Genomic DNA, 16,649 nt, shown 5'->3' with positions numbered 1-16,649 from the left:
TCCCCTCGAAATCGTCCTTAACCGCCCGGCGGCGGCTTGAATGTCGCTGGTCGCGCGAACCTGATACCCTGATACTTGACCGATTCCACGGGGAAAGGCGGGCTGACCGATCCCATGAAGACCCTGACCCAAGGCTTGCTGTTCGCGGCCTACGCCTTTCTGGCTCTGACCGTCGCCGCCCTGATCTGGCGCGGCGGCCTTGGCCTGGGCGGCGCCATCGCCGCGACGCTGGGCGGCGCGGGCCTCTTGGTGGCTGTGCACGCGCTGGTCCAGGGCGGCGCCGAGCGCACCCGCCTGCGCAAGGAGGTCGAGCAGATCCGCCAGGCCCACCGCCTGCTCGCCGACGCTCTCGAGTCGACGCAGGGCGCGCTCGGCGACCTGGCCCAGGCCATCGAGACCGGCGCCATCGACCGCACCGAGGCCCTGACCGGCGAAGTCCGGATGCTGGAATCCCTCATCACGCAGATGAGTGACAGCCTGGCCGAGCGCCTGGCCGCGCCCGAGCCCGTGTCCAGCCCGTTCGAGACCCGCCGCCACCATCAGTCGAACGCCCTGCTCAAGACCGTCCACGACGCCCTGGCCGAGAACCGCGTCGACCTCTACCTGCAGCCGGTCGTCACCCTGCCCCAGCGCCGCACCGTCTTCTACGAGAGCTTCACCCGTCTCCGGGACTCCACCGACCGGGTGATGATGCCGGCCGAATATCTGTCGATCGCCGAGGGCGAAGGCATCCTGCCGGCCATCGACAATCTGCTGCTGTTCCGCTGCGCCCAGATCGTGCGCCGTCTGGCGCGCCAGGATCGCAAGGTCGGGGTGTTCTGCAACGTCTCCCTGTCGTCCCTGGGCGACGAGACCTTCTTCCCCCAGTTCCTGGCCTTCCTGTCTGAGAACCGCGACCTCAACCAGGCTCTGATCTTTGAGATGGGCCAGGCCGCCTTTGATGCCCGTGGGGCGGGTGAAGCGAGGAATATGGCCAAGCTGGCCGACCTCGGCTTCCGCTTCTCGATCGACAAGGTTCAGATGCTGGACCTCGACTTCGCCGACCTGCAGCGCTCGGACGTCAAGTTCATCAAGGTCGGCGCCGACCTGCTGATCGAACAGCTGCTGGACCAGGACGCGGGCGCCGCCCTGCCCTCCCTGCGTGACATCCGCGCCGACGACTTCGCCGCCCTGTCGCGCCGCTATGGCCTGGAGATCATCGCCGAGAAGGTCGAGCACGAGCGCCAGGTGCCCGACATCCTCGAGCTCGACATCGCCATGGGCCAGGGCCACCTCTTCGGCGAACCCCGCGCCATCAAGGAACAGGTCCTGGCCGAGGCCGACGCCCCGTCGGAGTTTGTGCGGTCGACGCTCCAGAGCATCGAGCGGCGGCGACGGATGGGGTAAAGGTCTTCTCCCGGCATGCGGGGAGAAGTGGCCTCTGGACCGAAGGGACAGAGGTCGATGAGGGGAAGTCTGTGACGCATCACCCACCGGTGGGCCCTCATCGACCCTTGTCGCTACGCTCCAAGGCCCACTTCTCCCGCAAGCGGGAGAAGACAGCTCCTTAGGCCGCCTCGGCCGCCGCCACCCGGCCCGACTTCAGCCGTTCCGCCACCAGGAAGGCAAGCTCCAGCGCCTGATCGGCGTTCAGGCGCGGGTCGCAGTGGGTGTGATAGCGGCTGTGCAGGTCGTCCTCGGTCACCGCCTGGAAGCCGCCCAGGCATTCGGTGACGTTCTGGCCGGTCATTTCCAGATGGACGCCGCCGGGGTGGACGCCCTCCGACTCGGCCACGTCGATGAAGCCGCGCACCTCGGCCAGGATGCGGTCGAACGGCCGGGTCTTGTAGCCCGTGGACGCCTTGAGGGTGTTGCCGTGCATCGGGTCGATCGACCAGACCACGCGCTTTCCATGCGCCTTGGTCGCCGCCATCAGGCGCGGCAGGCGGTCGGCCACCTTGTCCGCCCCGAACCGCCCGATCAGGGTCAGGCGGCCGGGCGTGTTCTCCGGGTTCAGCACGTCGATCAGGGCCAGCAGGTCGTCCGGCTCCATGGTCGGTCCGCACTTCAGCCCGATCGGATTTCTGATGCCGCGCACGAACTCGACGTGCGCTCCATCGATCCGCCGCGTCCGCTCGCCGATCCAGACCATGTGCGCCGAGGTGTCGAACCATTCGCCGGTCGCCCCGTCCCGGCGCGTCAGGGCGCTCTCGACGTTCAGCAGCAGGGCCTCGTGGCTGGTGAACACCTCGACACGGCCCAGGTCCGGGTGCGTCTCCGGCGTCACCCCCACCGCCTCCATGAAGGCCAGGCTCTCGCCGATCTTGTCGGCCAGCTCGCGATAGCGGGCCGCATAGCCGGCGTCATCGGCGAACCCCAGGGTCCAGCGATGGATGTTGTGCAGGTCCGCGAACCCGCCGTCGGCGAAGGCCCGCAGCAGGTTCAGCGTCGCCGTCGCCTGATGATAGGCCTTGATCAGCCGCGCCGGATCGGGCGTCCGCTCGTCGGGCGTGAAGCCCATGCCGTTGATGATGTCGCCACGATAGCTGGGCAGGGCGACGTCGCCGATCGTCTCGATGTCCGAGCTGCGCGGCTTGGCGAACTGACCGGCGATGCGGCCAACCTTCACCACCGGCTTCCTCCCCGCGAAGGTCAGCACCACCGCCATCTGCAGCAGCAGGCGGAAGGTGTCGCGGATATTGTCGGTCGAGAATTCCTTGAAGCTCTCGGCGCAGTCCCCGCCCTGAAGCAGGAACGCCCGCCCGGCCTCGACCTCGGCCAGCCGCGCCTGCAACCGCCGCGCCTCGCCCGCGAACACCAGCGGCGGCAGCGTGCGCAGCTCGTCCTCGGCGTCGGCCAGGGCGCGCGCGTCCGGATAGTCCGTCGGCATGTGGCTGACGGGTTTCGTTTTCCAGCTCTCGGGCGTCCAGCGGGCGGTCATACGGCCAAGATAGGCCGGGGCGGCATGAGGGACAACGCAGGCTGTCTGCGGAAAATGCGCGCGCCGCTGCATCCGAACGGCCCACGCGCCGCCTCATGGGGTCAACCGAGGGATGACATGATGAGTTTCAGACGCTGGACACGGCGCGCGGCGTCGGGCCTGGCCGCATGGGCGGCGCTCGCGACGGCGGCTCCCGCCGCCGCCCAGACCGACTGGACCGCCCTCTATGACCGCCTGTGGCAGGCGGTCGACACAAACTTTTATGATCCACATTTCCTCGGAACGGACTGGGAGACCGTGGGCCAGACCTATCGCGCCCGCGCCGCCGGCGTGACGTCGGAGGCGGAGTTCCTCGATCTCGCCAACGCCCTGCTGGGCGAGATCGGATCGTCGCACCTGCACGTGTCCGCCCCGGCGGCCACCTCGGGCCGGATAGGACGCACCTCGATCGCCGCCCGGTTCGAGACGATGGACGGCCGCCGGGTTGTGGCCGAGGTCGCGCCCCTGTCCGACGCCTGGCGCCAGGGCCTGCGTCCCGGGCACATTCTCACGTCCGAGCCCTCCGCCCTGCTGGGCGACATCGGGACGCTGGCGGAGTTCGAGGTCACGACCTGCGAAGACCGTCCCCTGAGCCTCCAGGCCCGGCGCGAACAGGCCTTCTGGCCGCCCGAGGGGCCGGGCTTCCGCTGGTCCAGGATCCGCACGGGCGCGGACGCCCGCCTCGGCTATATGCGCATCGACCGGTTTGACGACGGCGCGGCCGAGCTGGCCGATCAGGCCATGGCGGCCTTCGATGATGTCGGGGCCATCATCATCGACCTGCGCGGCAATTCGGGCGGCAATGTCTCGTCTCTGCGGCTAGCCAGCTATTTCGCCGATAAGCCCGTGCCCGGCGTCATCCTGATGTCGCGCCCCTATCTGGAGGCCCTGGGGCGCCCGGCCACGCCCGCCGACCTCGCCGCCGCGCCGCGCATTGACCGGGGCTATACCGGCGGGGCCGTGTTCGAGGCCATCAGCCGGCACGGCGGCGCCGCCTTCTGGACCGAGGCGGTGGACACGCCCTTCACTGGACCCGTGGTGGTGCTGATCGGTCCCGAGACCGGCAGCGCGGCCGAGGGCTTCGCCTGGTTCATGCGCGAGCACACCGACGCCCGCCTGATCGGCGAGGAGACGGCCGGCGCCCTGCTCAGCGGCGACCGTTTCGACCTCGGCGACGGCTGGAGCGTGACCATCCCCGTCCATGGCCTGTGGGGTGCCGACGGAACCGACTATGGCGACCGCGCCGTACCGCCGCACACCCCTGTCGTCACAGGCCGCGACGACCTCTGCGCCGGCCGCGATCCGGTGCTGGAGGAAGCCTTCCGTCAGGCCGAAGGCGACATCTCGACAGGGGCCGTCGCCCGCTAATCCGTAACCGGCCTGGCCGCGATCCCCGCCTCGGCCAGGGCCTTCCACAACTCAGCCAGGGCGGCCGCCACCGCGTCGGCGTTCTTGCCGCGGATCACCAGATTCGTGCCGACCTCGCCGTCCGAGCCGTGGCCGAACGGATAGCTGCCGACGCTGAGGTCGCGGTGGCGGTCGGCGAATGGGCCCAGCACCTCGGCCACCGTCCCCTCGCCCACCCCGCTGACCCGCAGGGTCCGCGCATGGGTCACCGCGCCGGTGCGCAGGCGGGGCGCCACGTCCTCCAGCATCGCCGTCATGATCTTGGGCACCCCGGCCATGACGAAGACATTGTCGATCTGAAACCCCGGCGCATCGGTGACCGGATTGGCGATCAGGCTGCCGCCCTCAGGAACGCGCGCCAACCGCCGCCGCGCGGCGTTGAAGTCGTCGCCATAGCGGGCCTCAAGGATCGCCACTGCGTCGGGGTGTTCCGGCAGGGGCACGCCGAACGCCTCGGCCACGCAGTCGGCGGTGATGTCGTCGTGAGTTGGGCCGATGCCGCCGGTGGTGAACACATAGTCGTGGGCGGCGCGCAGGGCGTTCAGCGCCTCGACAATCTGGTTCGCCCGATCTCCGACCGTCCGCGCCTCAAGCACGTCGATGCCCAGGGCGGCCAAAAACCGCGCGATGGTGTTCAGATTGGTGTCGCGCGTGCGGCCCGACAGGATCTCGTCGCCGATGATCAGGACAGCGGCGGTCGGGCTGTCACCGGGCACGGGCGTCCGTCTCGTCGTCCGCGGGACCGCAGGTCCTGAAGGTCCGGGTCGACCAATATTTGAACCCCTGGTCCTCTGTGCAGCGCCAGCCGCGCGTCTTCAGGCGGCGCCCGACCATGTGATTGAAATAGCCGTGGGCCAGCACCAGCACGTCGTGGCCCGCCTTGGCCCGGCCGATCAGGGCCTCGGCGGCGCGGTCGGCGCGGACCTCGGCCTCCCTGCGGCTCTCCTCCCCCTGGTGATGGTCGAAGGCCCACCACCAGATGCGGGAGATCACCCCCCACCAGCGCGGCGACAGGCGAACCCAGCTGGGGAAACGCGGCGGCGGCAGGGGGGCCTCGATGAACAGGGCGTCGGACGCCACTTCCCGACCCGCCGCCACGGCCGCGGCCGTCTGCACCGCGCGCGGACGGGTCGAGGACAGCACCACCCCCGCCCTCTTGGCCGCCTCGATCAGATGCGGTGGCGGCGTCTGGCCGGGCAACAGGCCGCCGACCTCATAGTCGGCCCACCAGCGGCGGTACTGGTCCGAGGTGATCAGGCATTTGCGCGACAGGGCCGGCTCGCCGTGCCGCGCCAGGATGATGGCGCCGCGCCGGCCGGCGGGCTCGGACTCGATCACCGCGGCCGGAGGATCGGCGACGATGTCAGGGGGGAAGGGATCGGATGTCGCCATACAGGGGCGCGGTCAGCCTGAGAAACGACCGGAGCGCCTAATCCTCCCCAAGCGCCTGAACATGGGCGACGGCTGATGCGCCGAGCCCTTGCAGGTCGTAGCCGCCCTCGAGGGAGGAGACAACCTTGCCGCCGCACCGTCGACGCGCGACCTCCAGCACCGCCCGGGTCGCCCAGGCGAAGTCTTCCGCCTCCAGCGACTGATGCGCCAGAGGATCGCGCCGGTGCGCGTCGAATCCCGCCGAGATCAGGATCAGGTCCGGTGCGAACTCGTCCAGCGCCGGCATCAGCACCCCCGCCAGCGTGTTCCGCCAGGCCTCGCGGGCAGCATGCGGCGCAACGGGGGCGTTGACGATATTGCCGACGCCCCTCTCCTCGGGCGCGCCGGTGCCGGGATACAGCGGCATCTGGTGGATCGAGCCGAGGAACAGGCTGGGGTCGGCTTCGAACGCCGCCTGGGTGCCGTTTCCGTGGTGGACGTCAAAATCGATCACCGCCACCCGATCGGCGCCGCCCGCCCGGGCTGCCTGGGCCGCCACGGCGACCGAGGAGAACAGGCAGAACCCCATGGCCCGGGCCGGCTCGGCATGGTGGCCGGGGGGGCGCACGGCGGCGAAGGCGCGGGCCGTCTCGCCCGCCATCACGTCCCTGACCGCCTGAACCGCCGCCCCGGCCGCCAGCCGCGCCGCCCGCACGCTGCCCGGCGACAGCACCGTGTCCGGGTCCAGCTGCACCGCGCCTGTCGCCGGCGATGCCCCCAGGATGCGCGCCACATAGTCCGCCGGGTGCACCCGCTCCAGATCGGTGACCTCGGCCTCCGTCGCCTCGCGCCGGTCGAGGGCCAGCCCCGAGTCGTCCAGCGCCGCCAGCACCGCCTTGAGCCGGGCCGACCGTTCCGGGTGCCCCTCCCCCGTCCGGTGCTCCAGCATGTCGAGATGGGTGTAGAGGGCGACGCTCATGCGGTGGAGAATAGCGGATTCCCCGCGCCGGTCATGCTAGGCGACGGTGATGATCGACACCGCTCCCCAAGCTGTGATCCGCCACGCCCGGCCGGCCGACGCCGAACAGCTGGCCGAGCTGGGCCGCCGCACTTTCCTCGACACGTTCGTCGAGGGCTTTGGCATTCCCTATCCGTCCGAGGATCTGGAGCCGTTCCTGGCTTCCAGTTTCGATCCGGCCGTCCTTGCCCGCCGCATCGCCGACCCGGCCGAGGCCTGGTGGGTCGCCGAGCGCGACGGCGCCCTGCTCGCCTTCGCCAACGCCGGTCCGAACACCCTGCCTCACCCGGAGGGCCGGCCCAGCCACGCCGAGCTGCGCCGCCTGTATGTCGCCCGCGAGGCCCAAGGCCAGAGACTGGGCACGCGGCTGCTCGATATCGCCCTGGCCTGGATGGACGACCACACCGACGGCCCCCTGTGGATCGGCGTCTGGAGCGGCAACGCCAAGGCCCAGAAACTCTACGCCGCCCACGGCTTCGCCAAGGCCGGCGAGTACCAGTATCCCGTCGGCCGCTGGCTGGACGACGAGTTCATCCTGCGGCGGGGGTGAGCTATACTGTCGCCATGACCCGCGCCGAACTTCTGGAAAAGCTGCGTGAACTGAAGCCTTGGCTGGAAGAGCAGGGCATCGTCAACGTGCGCCTGTTCGGCAGTTACGCCCGCGACGAAGCCGGTCCCGACAGCGACGTGGATCTGCTGGTCGAGATGACGAAGCCGTTGGGCTTCAATTTCTTCAGTGTAGAGGACGAACTGTCCGACGTTTTGGGGGCGCGCGTTGAAATGGGAACTGAACGCGCCATGCACCGTCTGGTCCGCGAACGCATCCTACCCGAACTCATTCATGTCTGACTTCAGGGACCGCCTCCATCTCACCGAGATGCTTGAGGCCATAGCGGACCTCGAAAGCGACACTGCGGCCATCACGAAGGCTGAGTGGGCCGAGAACGGCTCACTTGTCCGGGCGGTATCGATGAGTCTCATCGCTCTTGGCGAAGGGGCGGTTCAGCTGAGCGACGATGCGAGAGCCAAAGCTCCGGACGTGCCGTGGCGCGCCATGATCGGGCTACGCAATCGCTTGGCGCATGCCTATGCTCGCGCCGACCGCGACGTCATCTGGGACGCGGCCGCGCTGCATGCTCCAGTCATTCGCGAGGAGCTGAAACGGCTGCTGGTGAGCCTGAGCGATCCCGACTGATGCTCCTCCCCTTCTTCACCGCCCTTCGCGAGGCGCGGGCGCCCGTGTCGATGAAGGAATGGCTGCATCTGATGCAGGCTCTGGACAGGGGCGTGGCGGCGCCGGACGGGTCGATGCCGGTCGAGGACTTCTACCGCCTGTCGCGCGCCATCCTGGTCAAGGACGAGCGTCACTATGACCGCTTCGACCAGGCCTTCGCCAAGGCCTTCAAGGGCATCGAGATCGTGGGAGGCGAGGGCGCGGGCCCGGGGGCCGTCGACCTGCCCGAGGACTGGTTGCGTCTGCTCAACGAGAAATTCCTCACCGACGAGGAAAAGGCCGAAATCCAGGCTCTCGGCGGTTTCGACAAGCTGATGGAGACACTACGCCAGCGTCTGGCCGAACAGACCGGCCGGCACGAAGGCGGCTCAAAATGGATCGGCACGGGCGGAACCAGCCCCTTCGGCCATGGCGGCTACAATCCCGAGGGCGTCCGCATCGGCGGCCCCGGTCGCCAGGGCCGCGCCGTCAAGGTCTGGGAGAAGCGCGAGTATCGCAATCTCGACGACTCCGTCGAACTGGGCACCCGCAACATCAAGGTGGCGCTCCGCCGCCTGCGCCGCTTCGCCCGCGAGGGCGCGGCCGAGGAACTGGACCTGGACGGCACCATCGCCGGCACCGCGCGCCAGGGCTGGCTCGACATCCAGATGCGGCCCGAGCGGCGCAACACCATCAAGCTGCTGCTCCTGCTCGACATCGGCGGCTCGATGGACGCTCACGTCACCCTCTGCCAGGAACTGTTCTCGGCGGCGCGATCCGAGTTCAGGAACCTGGAGTTCTGGTACTTCCACAACTGCCTCTATGAGGGCGTCTGGAAGGACAACCACCGCCGCCATGCCGAAAAGACCCCGACCTGGGACCTGATCCACCGGCTGAACGGCGACTGGCGCTGCGTCTTCGTCGGCGACGCCTCGATGAGTCCCTATGAGATCACCATGCCGGGCGGCTCGGTCGAGCATTACAACGAGGAGGCCGGGGCGGTCTGGATGCGGCGCGCGCGTGACCAATGGCCGCGCTCGGTCTGGCTGAACCCCACGCCCGAGCGGTTCTGGCGGCATACGCCCTCGACCGGCATGATCGGAGAGCTGATGGAGGGGCGGATGTTCCCCTTGACCTTGGGCGGTCTGGATGACGCCATGCGCACCTTGGTGCGCTGACGGCGCCTCGGGAGGGCCTGCCCATGTTGATGAGCGTTTTCGCCGTGCTGGCCCTGTCGCAGGATCCGACCACCGCCGGCGTCTCCTCGCCCGACATCCGTTGGGCCGAACCAACGCCGGAGGTCGCCGCGCCGCCTGCCGAGCCGCCGCCACCCATCCCCGACAGCGCCCGGGCCGATCCCTTCGGCTACGAGCGAGCCCAGTGCAGTCCCTATGTCCGGGACGAGGGCGAAAGTCTGGAGGCCTGCCAGATGCGGGTGCGACAGGCGCTGGCGGCCAATCTGGGGTCTGATCTTCCGGAGGGACTGGCTCTGGAGCGTCGCGCCCCGGACTGCACGCCTGGTCTGGAGGGGCAGAGACCCCTCGAGTGCGATCGCCCCCGTCGCCAAAGCGGCATCGTGCGTCCGACCCTGGCCCAGACCTGCCGCACCGTGCCCCAGAGCGATGGAAATGACCGCGTCACCTGGCGCGAGGAATGCCGCACCGACGGAGCGGAGGAAGAAGGCGAAGGCCTCAAACTGCGCCTGTTCGGCGGCGACTAGACGTGACAACGCCGGCGCGGATTGGTCCGCGCCGGCGTGTTAATCAATCATTGATCGCCTTGTTTAGTGGCGATTGTCCTTGAGGCTGTCCTTGACGCCGCCGACGGTGTTCTGGACCTTGCCCTCGACCTGTTCGGCCTTGCCTTCGGCTTTCAGCTTCTCGTCGCCGGTCACATTGCCGACGCCTTCCTTGATCTTGCCGCCGATGTTCTTGGCGGCGCCTTCGACTCGATCATGATCGGCCATGGGGAGGTCTCCTTGTGGATGAATCCAGAGCGCGCCGAGCGGCGACGCTTCGGAGTTTCAACCCCCGGGCGCGATGCTTGTTCCGGTGGTCACGGAAGCCTGATCGCGCAGCCAGGTCGTGACCGCCCAGGCATGCGCCTCGTGTCGCAGGGTGCGCACCGCCTCGACCGGGTCGATCCAGCGCAAATCATGGTCGTCCTCGCACTTGGCCGCAGGATCATGGGCGACGACGGTTCCGGTCCAGAAGCCGCCGGTGTTGTTCACGGCCCGACCGTCGGACTTCAGCACATACTGGCCGGCCTCGATCATGCGCCGCCCGGCCGTGATGGTCAGGCCGGTCTCCTCGACGAATTCGCGGACCAGGGCCTGGGCCTCGGTCTCGTCGCCGTCGACGGCGCCGCCGGGCAGGTCGAGATAGCTGTTCTCGCCGCGCTCAACCCGAACCACGGCCAGCAAGCCATCGCGGACCACCACGCCGAAGGCGGTCGGGCGATGATCGTAATCGCGCGCCGCCTGCCTATGGCCGAACTGCAGCGCCATGCTCACAGGTCGAAGGCCAGCCTGGCCCGGCACCCCTTGTGCTCGGGGTCGAACTCCACCGCCGATCGCAAGCCCGAGGCCATGGCGGCCATGATCTTCGAGCCCAGACCCGTGCCGCGCGGCTGGTCGGTCTGAACCATTCCCGGTCCGTCGTCCTCGACCATCAGGAGGGCGCGGCCCTCACTGTCAGGTCTCAGGATCACCCGGATCTCGCCGCTCTCGCCGGGTCCATAGGCGTATTTCACCGCGTTAGTGATCAGCTCGGTCACGACCACGCCCAACGACACCGCCTGGTCGGTGTTGACCCGCATAGGCTCGGCTTCCAGCACCAGCCGCGGTCCGGGGCCCTCGGCGCTCATCGACTTGCCCAGTTCGTCGATCAGCCCGGCCAGATACTCGTCCATCGCCACGCTGGCCATGTCCGAGGAGGTGTAGAGCCGCCGGTGCACATGCGCCACGGCCTCGATCCGCGACTGGGCCTCGCGCAGCGCCGCGCGCGCGCCCTCGTCAATCAGGTCTCGCTGTTGCAGCGACATGAAGCTGGACACCAGCTGCAGCGAGTTGCCGACCCGGTGGTTGACCTCCTTCAGCATGGCCTCGGCCCGGTCACGGGCCAGGCGCACCTCGTCCTGGGCGCGCTCGTTGGCCTGTTGCAGGCGCCGGCGCTCCATAGCGTCGTCGATGGCGGCGCGCAGCAGCGAGAAGAAGTCCTCGGTGATGTCCTTGATCACATAGTCGGCGGCGCCGGCGCGCAGGGCGGCGATGGCGATCCGCCCTTCCTCCGCGCCCGTCACATAGACCACGGGCGGCGCATCGGGGATGGCCAGCATCTCGGGCAGCACGTCCAGCCCCTCTCGGACCGGCATGTAATGATCCAGCGCGATCACATCATAGACTTCGCCGGCCCGCAGCAGTTCCAGCCCCCGGTCGCCGTCGTTGGCGCAGGTCACCTCGAAGCCGTGACGCGCGAGCGCCTTATCGACGAGCCGGCAAAGGCCGGCGTCGTCGTCGATGTAGAGCAGCCGCTTTCGGGCGTCGTCGCTCATCGGCGGCCTAGTCGATGTCCGGCGACTGCATCACCGACAGAAACAGGCCAAGCTGGCGGATGGCCCCCGCGAAGCTCTCATAGTCGACCGGCTTGGTGATGTAGACGTTGCAGCCCAGATCGTAGCAGCGCTGGATCTCGACCTTGTCGTCGGTGGTGGTCAGCACCACCACGGGCGCGCGGCGCAGGCGCTCATCGCCCTTCACCTTGGCCAGGATGTCGGTGCCCGACATGTCCGGCAGGTTGAGGTCCAGCAGGATCAGCAGCGGCCCGTTGGCGCGCACCTCAGGGCTGAACAGATAATCCAGCGCCGACCCGCCGTCGTCGAAGTGGGCGATCTCGTTGGCGATGTTCGCCCGGCGGATGTTCTTCTCGATCAGCTTGGCGTGGCCGTGGTCGTCTTCGACCATGACGATCTTCACTGGATTGTTGGTCACTGGAACTCCTCCCCCGACGCGAGGACTAGGCGTTTCGGAAATTTCAGACGGAAAGTCGAGCCCTTGCCAAGCTCTGACTCGATATCGATGGTCCCGCCAAGACGGCGAACGCTGTTGCGCACGAAGGCCAGACCCAGCCCCTCGCCCGGCCGGTCCTGACGGCCCGAGCGACGGAACAGCTCGAAGATGCGCTCGTGGTCGCGATCCGAGATGCCGCGTCCGTTGTCGGTGACCTCATACTCCACCCAGCCTCCGGCCGTCTCGCGACCGCCGACCGTGATCAGCCCGGGCCGGTCGCGGTCGAGGTACTTGACCGCGTTGTCGATCAGGTTGCCGAAGATCTGCTCGATTGCCAGCCGATCGCTCTCGATCGTCGGCAGGTCGGCGACCTGGATTTCCGCGTCCGCCTCCGACGTCTGATGCTGCACGCTGTCGGCGATCTTCTGGCACAGGCCCGTCATGTCCAGAGTTTCGGGCGTCAGGGTCTTTCGTCCCTCGCGCGACAGTTTGAGGATGGCGTTGATCAGCCGGTCCATCTTCTCGGTCGAGGCGCGGATGAAGCCGATCGCCTCGGGCACGTCTTCGCGGACCGCCACCAGGGCGTCCTGCTCCACCAGATCCGGCTGGGCCGTTTCGACCTTGGCCATCTGCAGGTCGATGGTCTTGCCCGCCTGCTCCAGCTCGGACGTGTAGCCCATGACATTGACCAGTGGGGCCCGCAGGTCGTGGCTGACGATATAGGCGAAGCGCTGGATCTCCTCGTTGGCCCGGCTGAGCGCGCCGGTCCGTTCCTTGACCTTCTGTTCCAGGGAGGCGTTCGCGGCCGCCACCTCGTCACGCGCCTCGGCCAGCTCGCCGATGAACCGTCTGAGGATGATGAAGCTCATGGTGGCCAGGATCAGCATCAAGAGCCCGGCCGCCGCGTTGATATAGACCGTGCTGCGCGAGGTGTCCTCGGACTGATCGGTCCGGCGGCGCAGCAGGTTGCGCTCCTGAGTGTCGAGCACGCTGATCTCGTCGCGAAGCTGCACCATCAGCTCGGAGCCCTGCCCTCGCCGCACCACGGCCAGGGCGTCGGCGTTGCGACCCGCTCGCGCCATGTCCATGGCCGTCTCCAGCACAGCGACGCGATCCTCGGCCAGGTCGCGGATGGTCTCGGCGCGGGCGTTCTGTTCGGGATTGTCCAGGGTCAGGCCGACCAGCGCGTTCAGCCGCTCGGGCAGGATTTCCGCGGCCCGCTCATAGTTGGTCAGATAGTCAGCCCGTCCGGTCAGCAGGAAACTTCGCTGACTGGTCTCGGCGTCCAGCAACCAGGCCAGCACCTCGCGCGCCGTGGTGCGCACCTCCTGGGTGTGATCGACCTGCGCGTTGTCGTCGGCGATCCGCTGGATCATGAAGAAGGTCGTCAGATTGACGACCAGCAACAACAGCGTCGCCGCCGTCGCCAGCAGCAGCACCGTGCGATAGGGCGAACGCGTCCTCAGGAACTGCCGAAAGGCGGCCCAGCGGCGGGATGTGCGGGATTCCATCGCCGGACCTTTAGACGGTCCCGAGCGGGTGTCCAGCGGCCACGCTTCAGACCTGGCCCAGCGTCCTAAGGCGAGCCCTCGGGTGAACCTCGTTCTGGCTCATCACCACCGTCTGGCCGCGGAAACGTTCGATGATCGAGCGAACGTATGGGCGCACCTGCGGGCCGGTCAGCAGCACCGCCGCCTCGCCCGCCATCGCGCTGCGTTCGAAGATATCGCGCACCGTGCGGATGAAGTCCTGCAAGCGCGACGGGGCCATGGCCAGCTGCTTGTCCTCGCCCTGGCCGACCAGACTTTCGGCGAAGGCCTGCTCCCACTCCGGCGACAGGGTGATGATCGGCAGGGCGCCGTCGTCGCCGCGATGCTGCCAGCACAGCTGGCGGGCCAGGCGGGTGCGGACATGCTCGACCAGCTGGGTGACAGAGCTGGTGTGCGGCGCGGCTTCGGCCAACCCCTCCAGGATGGCCCCCAGGTCGCGGATCGAGACCCGTTCGCGCAGCAAGGACTGCAGCACCCGTTGCAGGGTGGTGGCGGTGACCACGCTGGGAATCATCTCCTCGACCAGCTTTTTCTCCTCGGGCCCGACTTCGCGCAGCAGCTTCTGCACCTCGGCGTAGGAGAGCAGGTCCGCCATGTTCTCCTTGAGGATCTCGGTCAGGTGGGTGGTCAGCACCGTCGAGGGATCGACGATGGTGTAGCCCCGGATCGCCGCCTCCTCCCTCAGCGAATCGTCGATCCAGGTGGCGGGCAGGCCGAAGGCGGGCTCCTTGGTGTGGTCGCCCGGCAGCTCGACCTGACGGCCGGCGGGATCCATGACCATCAGCTGGCCCAGCCGCACCTCGCCCTGGCCCGCCTCCATCTCCTTGATCCGGATGGCATAGCCCTGGGTGGCCAGGCGCATGTTGTCGAGGATGCGCACCGCCGGCATGACGAAGCCGTACTCCTGGGCCAGCGACCGGCGCAGCGCCCGGATCTGGTCGGTCAGGCGGCGGCCCTCCAGGTCGTTGACCAGGCTGAGCAGCGAATAGCCCAGCTCGATCTTGACCTCGTCGATGGTCAGGGCGGTGCCGATCGGCTCCTCCATGTCCTCGGCTGGCTTGGCGGCGACGGCGGGAGCCGGCGGCGGGCGCAGCCGCTCGCGCCCCAGCCTCCAGGCCATGAAGCCCGCGCCCGCCGCCAGCGCCGCGAACGGCAACAGCGGCATCCCCGGGATCAGGCCGATCAGGCCGGCTGCGCCCGAAACCACGCCCAGGCTGACCGGATTGGTCGCCAGTTGCTTGACCAGCGCCTTGTCCGCCGTGCCCTCGACGCCCGCCTTGGACACCAGGAAGCCGGCGGCGATCGACACGATCAGGGCCGGCACCTGGGTGACCAGGCCGTCGCCGATGGTCAGCAGGATGTAGGTGTTGGACGCCTCGCCGACCGGCATGCCGTGCGACGCCACCCCGATCAGGATGCCGCCGATGGCGTTGACGAAGGTGATGACCAAGCCGGCCACGGCGTCGCCACGCACGAACTTGGAGGCGCCGTCCATGGCCCCGAAGAAGGTCGATTCCTGCTCAAGCTCCTTGCGGCGCAGCTTGGCGGTCTCTTCGTCGATCAGGCCCGAGGACAGGTCGGCGTCGATGGCCATCTGCTTGCCGGGCATCGAATCCAGGGTGAAGCGGGCCGAGACCTCGGCGATACGGGTCGAGCCCTTGGTGATGACCACGAAGTTCACCACCAGCAGGATCACGAAGATGATGATCCCGATGATGAAATTGCCGCCCATCATCAGGGCGCCGAAGGCCTGGATCACCTGCCCGGCCGAGTCGTGGCCTTCGTGGCCATGGGTCAGGATCAGCCTCGTCGTCGCCAGGTTCAGGCCCAGGCGGTAGAGTGTCGCGACCAGCAGCACCGTCGGAAAGATGGCGAAATCCAGCGGCCGCTTCATCATCAGCGCCGTCATCAGGATCAGCACGCTGGCCACGATCGAGATGGCCAGCAGCATGTCCAGCAGGATGCTGGGGATCGGCACGATCAGCAGCATGATCACGCCGATCACGCCGACGGCCATCAGCACTTCGCCGCGCACCACCCAGCCCAGCATGTCCTTGCCAGTCGGGCGGGCCATGCCGTCCTTCATCATGATCGGGGCGTCAGCCATGTCCCAGCGCCCCCAGTCCCGCGCGCATCGCGTCGGCGATGACGGCGTCGCGCTGTTCCGGCGTGGTCGCCTCGGGCGCGTCATAATAGGCGGCGACCAGCATCAGCCCGCCGTCGGCGTTCCAGATCAGGCCGATATCGCCCGTCGGGCCCTCTCCGGTCCCGGTCTTGTGCGCCACGGTCCAGCCGGCGGGGACGCCCGCCTTGATCCGGCCCGCGCCGGTAGGCGTGTCGGTCAGCCACTGGGTCAGCAAATCACGATGCGCCCCCACCCCGCCGCCGACGAACAGCCGCTGCAGATTGCGCACCACTTGGGCCGGGGTGGTGGTGTCCTTGTCCCCGTCGGGGGTGTTGAGCTCGGTTTCGAGGCGATCGACACGCGTTGTCTCGTCGCCAATCGAGCGGTACCAGCCGCGCCAGGCGTCCAGCCCACTTAGCTCGCGGATCAGGATGTTGGCGGCGGGGTTATCGCTGACTTCGACCGCAGCCTGACACAGCGTTTCGATGGTCAGGGTAGAGCCCACGGCCGGCTCGGTCGCCGGGGCGTGCGGGGTGATGTCCTCGGCGGTGATCGGCACGGCGCGATCCAGTCGCTCTTCGCCCCGATCCACGCGGTTCAGAGTGGCGGCCGCCAGGAACAGCTTGAAGGTCGAGCAGTAGAGGAACCGCTCCTCGGCGCGCCAGCCGACGTCGCCGCTGGGTCCCTGGAGGCGGAAGCCGATGCGGCCGCCGGCGTGACGGGCTTCCAGGGCTGACAGGTCGAGGCCCACGTCAGACGCGGGGCCGTCCACTGCTCCTCGACCGCAAGCTGACACCGCAGCGGTGGCGCCCAACGCCGCCAGAATGGCCCGGCGATCGGTGATCGTTTTCACAACACCCACCCCAGACGCTCAAAGCCCTTCCCCCTGGAGGGGGGAAGGGTTGGGATGGGGGTGGAGGCGCCGGGCGCACGCTCTGAGCCGGACACGTCGAACACTGAACGTGGCTCAGCCGCCGCCACCCCCATCCCCGGCCCTTCC

General features: G+C 68.5%; 18 protein-coding genes. 7 read left to right on the top strand and 11 right to left on the bottom strand.

Going from position 1 to position 16,649, the window contains the following annotated elements; all coding sequences use genetic code 11:
- Positions 1-114 precede the first annotated feature (114 nt).
- The gene (gene tipF, locus EES48_RS03000; RefSeq protein ID WP_122464873.1) at positions 115-1,386 is read left to right on the top strand and encodes a flagella assembly cyclic-di-GMP phosphodiesterase TipF; all 1,272 of its coding nucleotides are present in this window, start codon (positions 115-117) and stop codon (positions 1,384-1,386) included.
- Positions 1,387-1,546: 160 nt separating this feature from the next.
- Here the strand turns inward: tipF and EES48_RS02995 are convergent, their stop codons facing one another.
- The gene (locus tag EES48_RS02995; RefSeq protein ID WP_122464872.1) at positions 1,547-2,920 is read right to left on the bottom strand and encodes a class II 3-deoxy-7-phosphoheptulonate synthase; all 1,374 of its coding nucleotides are present in this window, start codon (positions 2,918-2,920) and stop codon (positions 1,547-1,549) included.
- A gap of 117 nt (positions 2,921-3,037) precedes the next feature.
- Here EES48_RS02995 and EES48_RS02990 point away from each other — a divergent pair, with 117 nt between their 5' ends.
- Positions 3,038-4,327 (top strand): S41 family peptidase, encoded by a 1,290-nt coding sequence (locus EES48_RS02990; RefSeq protein WP_162997975.1) that lies wholly within the window; start codon positions 3,038-3,040, stop codon positions 4,325-4,327.
- Here the strand turns inward: EES48_RS02990 and EES48_RS02985 are convergent.
- Genes EES48_RS02985 through EES48_RS02975 form a run of 3 tightly spaced genes read right to left on the bottom strand, consistent with a single transcriptional unit; the run spans position 4,324 to position 6,716 of the window.
- Positions 4,324-5,082, bottom strand: a complete 759-nt coding sequence (locus EES48_RS02985; RefSeq protein WP_122464870.1) for a competence/damage-inducible protein A — start codon at positions 5,080-5,082, stop codon at positions 4,324-4,326. The genes EES48_RS02990 and EES48_RS02985 overlap by 4 nt on opposite strands.
- Positions 5,072-5,758 (bottom strand): histidine phosphatase family protein, encoded by a 687-nt coding sequence (locus EES48_RS02980; protein WP_122464869.1) that lies wholly within the window; start codon positions 5,756-5,758, stop codon positions 5,072-5,074. Before EES48_RS02980 ends, EES48_RS02985 begins: the two co-directional genes overlap by 11 nt.
- A gap of 37 nt (positions 5,759-5,795) precedes the next feature.
- Positions 5,796-6,716, bottom strand: coding sequence for a histone deacetylase family protein (locus tag EES48_RS02975; protein ID WP_122464868.1), 921 nt, complete (start codon positions 6,714-6,716; stop codon positions 5,796-5,798).
- Between the two features lie 49 nt (positions 6,717-6,765).
- Here EES48_RS02975 and EES48_RS02970 point away from each other — a divergent pair, with 49 nt between their 5' ends.
- Genes EES48_RS02970 through EES48_RS02950 form a run of 5 tightly spaced genes read left to right on the top strand, consistent with a single transcriptional unit; the run spans position 6,766 to position 9,688 of the window.
- A complete protein-coding gene (locus tag EES48_RS02970) occupies positions 6,766-7,305 on the top strand; it encodes a GNAT family N-acetyltransferase (protein WP_122464867.1) in 540 nt (179 codons plus the stop codon).
- Between the two features lie 14 nt (positions 7,306-7,319).
- Complete coding sequence (locus EES48_RS02965) at positions 7,320-7,604, top strand: nucleotidyltransferase family protein (protein WP_122465110.1); 285 nt, start codon at positions 7,320-7,322, stop codon at positions 7,602-7,604.
- The gene (locus EES48_RS02960) at positions 7,597-7,950 is read left to right on the top strand and encodes a HepT-like ribonuclease domain-containing protein (RefSeq protein ID WP_122464866.1); all 354 of its coding nucleotides are present in this window, start codon (positions 7,597-7,599) and stop codon (positions 7,948-7,950) included. The genes EES48_RS02965 and EES48_RS02960 overlap by 8 nt, the downstream gene beginning before the upstream one ends.
- A complete protein-coding gene (locus EES48_RS02955) occupies positions 7,950-9,146 on the top strand; it encodes a vWA domain-containing protein (protein ID WP_122464865.1) in 1,197 nt (398 codons plus the stop codon). Before EES48_RS02960 ends, EES48_RS02955 begins: the two co-directional genes overlap by 1 nt.
- A gap of 23 nt (positions 9,147-9,169) precedes the next feature.
- Entirely contained in the window at positions 9,170-9,688 is a 519-nt protein-coding gene (locus EES48_RS02950) for a hypothetical protein (protein ID WP_122464864.1), read from the top strand.
- 63 nt (positions 9,689-9,751) lie between these two features.
- Here EES48_RS02950 and EES48_RS02945 read toward each other — a convergent pair whose 3' ends face one another.
- The 7 genes from EES48_RS02945 to bla are packed head-to-tail and all read right to left on the bottom strand — an operon-like array spanning position 9,752 to position 16,502.
- Positions 9,752-9,934 (bottom strand): CsbD family protein, encoded by a 183-nt coding sequence (locus EES48_RS02945; RefSeq protein ID WP_122464863.1) that lies wholly within the window; start codon positions 9,932-9,934, stop codon positions 9,752-9,754.
- A gap of 57 nt (positions 9,935-9,991) precedes the next feature.
- Complete coding sequence (locus tag EES48_RS02940) at positions 9,992-10,474, bottom strand: NUDIX domain-containing protein (protein WP_122464862.1); 483 nt, start codon at positions 10,472-10,474, stop codon at positions 9,992-9,994.
- Positions 10,475-10,476: 2 nt separating this feature from the next.
- A complete protein-coding gene (locus EES48_RS02935) occupies positions 10,477-11,520 on the bottom strand; it encodes a sensor histidine kinase (protein WP_122464861.1) in 1,044 nt (347 codons plus the stop codon).
- 7 nt (positions 11,521-11,527) lie between these two features.
- The gene (locus tag EES48_RS02930) at positions 11,528-11,929 is read right to left on the bottom strand and encodes a response regulator (protein ID WP_122465109.1); all 402 of its coding nucleotides are present in this window, start codon (positions 11,927-11,929) and stop codon (positions 11,528-11,530) included.
- A 23-nt stretch (positions 11,930-11,952) separates the two neighbouring features.
- The gene (locus EES48_RS02925; RefSeq protein ID WP_122464860.1) at positions 11,953-13,485 is read right to left on the bottom strand and encodes a sensor histidine kinase; all 1,533 of its coding nucleotides are present in this window, start codon (positions 13,483-13,485) and stop codon (positions 11,953-11,955) included.
- A gap of 46 nt (positions 13,486-13,531) precedes the next feature.
- Positions 13,532-15,631, bottom strand: coding sequence for a flagellar biosynthesis protein FlhA (flhA, locus tag EES48_RS02920; protein WP_122464859.1), 2,100 nt, complete (start codon positions 15,629-15,631; stop codon positions 13,532-13,534).
- Positions 15,624-16,502, bottom strand: coding sequence for a class A beta-lactamase (gene bla / locus EES48_RS02915; protein WP_122464858.1), 879 nt, complete (start codon positions 16,500-16,502; stop codon positions 15,624-15,626). Before bla ends, flhA begins: the two co-directional genes overlap by 8 nt.
- Between the last annotated feature and the right edge of the window lie 147 nt (positions 16,503-16,649).

Source organism: Brevundimonas lutea (genome assembly GCF_003704105.1).
Classification (GTDB): domain Bacteria; phylum Pseudomonadota; class Alphaproteobacteria; order Caulobacterales; family Caulobacteraceae; genus Brevundimonas; species Brevundimonas lutea.
Note: the sequence above shows the minus strand (reverse complement) of the source record. Positions and strands in the feature narration are given on the sequence as shown.

Excerpts from the sequence above, each read along its gene's own strand:
- EES48_RS02990 (WP_162997975.1), top strand. The coding sequence starts at position 3,038 with ATGATGAGTTTCAGACGCTGGACACGGCGCGCGGCGTCGGGCCTGGCC.
- EES48_RS02945 (WP_122464863.1), bottom strand. The coding sequence starts at position 9,934 with ATGGCCGATCATGATCGAGTCGAAGGCGCCGCCAAGAACATCGGCGGC.
- EES48_RS02950 (WP_122464864.1), top strand. The coding sequence starts at position 9,170 with ATGTTGATGAGCGTTTTCGCCGTGCTGGCCCTGTCGCAGGATCCGACC.
- EES48_RS02935 (WP_122464861.1), bottom strand. The coding sequence starts at position 11,520 with ATGAGCGACGACGCCCGAAAGCGGCTGCTCTACATCGACGACGACGCC.
- flhA (WP_122464859.1), bottom strand. The coding sequence starts at position 15,631 with ATGGCTGACGCCCCGATCATGATGAAGGACGGCATGGCCCGCCCGACT.
- EES48_RS02970 (WP_122464867.1), top strand. The coding sequence starts at position 6,766 with ATGATCGACACCGCTCCCCAAGCTGTGATCCGCCACGCCCGGCCGGCC.
- EES48_RS02980 (WP_122464869.1), bottom strand. The coding sequence starts at position 5,758 with ATGGCGACATCCGATCCCTTCCCCCCTGACATCGTCGCCGATCCTCCG.
- EES48_RS02965 (WP_122465110.1), top strand. The coding sequence starts at position 7,320 with ATGACCCGCGCCGAACTTCTGGAAAAGCTGCGTGAACTGAAGCCTTGG.
- EES48_RS02975 (WP_122464868.1), bottom strand. The coding sequence starts at position 6,716 with ATGAGCGTCGCCCTCTACACCCATCTCGACATGCTGGAGCACCGGACG.
- EES48_RS02955 (WP_122464865.1), top strand. The coding sequence starts at position 7,950 with ATGCTCCTCCCCTTCTTCACCGCCCTTCGCGAGGCGCGGGCGCCCGTG.
- EES48_RS02925 (WP_122464860.1), bottom strand. The coding sequence starts at position 13,485 with ATGGAATCCCGCACATCCCGCCGCTGGGCCGCCTTTCGGCAGTTCCTG.
- EES48_RS02930 (WP_122465109.1), bottom strand. The coding sequence starts at position 11,929 with ATGGTCGAAGACGACCACGGCCACGCCAAGCTGATCGAGAAGAACATC.
- EES48_RS02940 (WP_122464862.1), bottom strand. The coding sequence starts at position 10,474 with ATGGCGCTGCAGTTCGGCCATAGGCAGGCGGCGCGCGATTACGATCAT.
- EES48_RS02995 (WP_122464872.1), bottom strand. The coding sequence starts at position 2,920 with ATGACCGCCCGCTGGACGCCCGAGAGCTGGAAAACGAAACCCGTCAGC.
- EES48_RS02960 (WP_122464866.1), top strand. The coding sequence starts at position 7,597 with ATGTCTGACTTCAGGGACCGCCTCCATCTCACCGAGATGCTTGAGGCC.
- tipF (WP_122464873.1), top strand. The coding sequence starts at position 115 with ATGAAGACCCTGACCCAAGGCTTGCTGTTCGCGGCCTACGCCTTTCTG.